The following is a 2643-nucleotide window of genomic DNA, read 5'->3' as shown; positions in this document are numbered from 1 at the left end:
GTAATCGCGTATGCCCGCCAGCGTCGTCTTGCGGCGCTTGTAGCGCCAGATGTTGGCGACGATCTCGCGCTTTTTGGCCTCCGGCCAATCATCGTCCCAGATCTCGAAGCCGAGCCCCCAGGCGAGATAGGGCAGCAGCTCCTCGGGGCAGGTCGCCGGGTTCCAGACGCGCCGGATGATATCGGCGTCGAGCGGCCGGCGCGCCGCCGATGTCAGCGACTGCGCGATCTCCCAGGGATCCGAGGAGTCGGGCGGCAGCAGCGCGGCGGGCGCGGTCATTGGGGCGCCTCGACGACAACGGATATCGAGCGCGGCCACGGCGCCTCGTCTGGAGCGGCGACGACATGCGCCGCCGGCGAGATCAGCGTGAATTCCGTCATCGGCTCCACCCGTCCGGCGGCGATGATCGCATCCGTCCGCACCGTGCCGCCGATCACTTTCAGCCGCGGCAGCGTCTTCGAAAGCGCGGCCAGCGATGCGGCGCGCGCCATGGCGATCGACGGTCCCGTCGGCACGAGCGCCTGCACGACGACGTCATAAGGCCTCGGCGTCGCGGAGCGCACGGCGACGATGTCCGTGAGCTGCGCGCCCTCGTCGACATAGAGCGCCGCGGCGACGCGCGCGACGACATCCGATGCGACCGAGCCGTCCTCGCCGCGCCCGAGCAGGATGACATCGACCTGCCCGCCGCCGCGCTTGACGAGGCCGATACCCTGGAGGTCCGGTGCGACCTGCAATGCGATGGTCCGATAGCCGCCGCCGGTGAGCCCGACCGCCGTCGCATCCAGCGCGTCCCGCGCGCGGCGGCGGAGATCACTATCCGACTCCATCACCGCCGCCGCGCCCGTCTCCGCATCGGCGGGCGTCATGGTGAGCCGGCGCAGGCCGAGCAGCGCGACGATATTGTCGAGATCGCCTTTGACGGAGTAAGCCAGCATGACGCCCTTGGCGGCGTCATTGATCGCCTGCCGATCGAGGGCTTCCCGATACGCGTCCACCTCCTGATGGATGACGCTCGGGTCCGTCTTCAACGACTCGACGTCGAACGCGATTCCGATCGCCGCGAAGCGCGCGACGAGGTCGGCGATGCGCGCGGCGAGGATCGCCTGATAATCGGTCGGCGTGACGATTGTCGGCGCCGGCAGCAGCGACAGGTCCAAGGACGCGAAGGGGAACCGGCTCATGCGACGCCCCTATGGGTGAGGGCGAGCGGGATGTTGAGATTCGCCTCTTCGGAGATGTCGTAATTGCCGAAGCGCCCCTCCGGGTAATAGAGCCCCGCGAGCACGACGCCCATGCCGCCGATGCGGTCGAGGTTCGCGAGCTGCAGCCGCGCGATCCGATATTCCGGCTCCCATTTGTGGATCGCCGTGATGAGGTCGCGATAGAGCGTCGCCGCCAGCGCCGCGCTGATGTTGCGGCCGAGGCGTCGCGCCGGCTCGAACCCGAAGTCGAGCAACATGACGCGCTCGGTCGGAGCGGTCATGACAATCTTCGCGACAGACTGCTCGAGATGCGCGAAGCCGACGAGAACCTTGCCCGTCTTCGCGTCGATGCCGGTGCGATATCTGATCATGAGCGCGCCTCGAAGCCTTCGAAAAGCGATCAGACGGCGTTCGAAGGCGGCGCGTCGGACTCGGCACGGCCCCTCGACTTCTTGGCCTCGATGGGCGGCGCCTCCGGCTTCGGGACGATCGTGCGCTGCGCCAGCTCATACTCCGCTTCCGCGTCCGAGAGAGTCAGCTCGTGCCCCTGCTTGGGCCGATATGTCATCTGCGGCTTGCCGTCGTCACCGAACTGCGGCCTTCCGTCCGCGTCGAGATCGGGCCGAAGCTCTCCGGGGATTCGGCGCGCCGCCACCGTGAATCCGGCGCGGTCCGTGGTGATGTAGGTGCGTGTCTCGCTCATCAATGCCTCAATCGCTGGTGGGGATGAGCGCCTCGGGGCGCAGCGCGAATGTCTGGCCGCCGAGACGCAGTTTCAGCTGGCCGATGGAGTCGGCCTCGAGCCGCGTGGTCTTGCCTTTGACCGTCGGCGCGATCGCTTCGATGGCGATCTTGTCGCCGGTCTGCGCGATGCGCGTCTTTTCCGTTTTCGCGACGATATCGCTCGCCGTCTGCGACACGCGCGTCTTGCCGTGCTCGCTCACCGCCTCGCCGGCGAGCTGGCCGTCGGGCCGGCGCAGCTCGTCGTCGAATGTGCCGGGCATGGCGTAGGACGCCGCGCCGACGACTCCGGAGGGGGAGATCAGCCGCATGCGGTCGCCGATCGACGGCAGCGGCGGCGACACTCTATAGGCGCCCGATTGGCCGGACAGCGTCGAGACCCAGGGACTGAGGATCGTCTCGCCCGTCGCCGGGTCCTCGCCGAGCGAGAGCCGCACCTTCCACTTCTGCTCATCGCGCTCGGCGACAACGCCTTCCAGCTCACTGAGCGCGAGCCGGCGATTGATGCGCACATTCTGCCGCCGCGCCTCACGCAGCTCCTGGGCGATGTAGCTCATGCGTCGTCCCCGGTGAAAAAGTCGGCGTCGCCGAGCGCATAGAGCCGCTGCTTCCAGGTCACAGCGTAATAGACCGTGCCCCGCTCGAAGCTCTTCATCGTGAAGAGCGGATGACTCTCGGCGCCGTCGACGTCGGAGAC

At 68.0% G+C, this 2643-nt stretch carries 5 protein-coding genes; all 5 read right to left on the bottom strand.

Features of this window, described 5'->3' with window-relative positions; translation table 11 throughout:
• Positions 1-279 (bottom strand): phage tail protein I (locus tag K3F48_RS23480; protein WP_222577861.1); only part of this gene is annotated, 279 nt, incomplete at its 3' end.
• Entirely contained in the window at positions 276-1184 is a 909-nt protein-coding gene (locus K3F48_RS23475) for a baseplate J/gp47 family protein (protein WP_222577860.1), read from the bottom strand. The genes K3F48_RS23475 and K3F48_RS23480, both read right to left, overlap by 4 nt.
• The gene (locus K3F48_RS23470; protein ID WP_222577859.1) at positions 1181-1576 is read right to left on the bottom strand and encodes a GPW/gp25 family protein; all 396 of its coding nucleotides are present in this window, start codon (positions 1574-1576) and stop codon (positions 1181-1183) included. Before K3F48_RS23470 ends, K3F48_RS23475 begins: the two co-directional genes overlap by 4 nt.
• Before the next feature lie 29 nt (positions 1577-1605).
• Positions 1606-1908 carry a hypothetical protein gene (locus K3F48_RS23465; protein WP_222577858.1) on the bottom strand — a complete coding sequence of 101 codons (303 nt, stop codon included), beginning with the start codon at positions 1906-1908 and terminating at the stop codon, positions 1606-1608.
• Positions 1909-1915: 7 nt separating this feature from the next.
• A complete protein-coding gene (locus K3F48_RS23460) occupies positions 1916-2503 on the bottom strand; it encodes a hypothetical protein (RefSeq protein ID WP_222577857.1) in 588 nt (195 codons plus the stop codon).
• Positions 2504-2643 lie beyond the last annotated feature (140 nt).

This window comes from Methylosinus sp. Sm6 (genome assembly GCF_019802345.1).
Taxonomy (GTDB): Bacteria; Pseudomonadota; Alphaproteobacteria; order Rhizobiales; family Beijerinckiaceae; genus Methylosinus.
The sequence above is the reverse complement of the archived record's forward strand: the minus strand, read 5'-3'. Positions and strand labels throughout refer to the sequence as shown.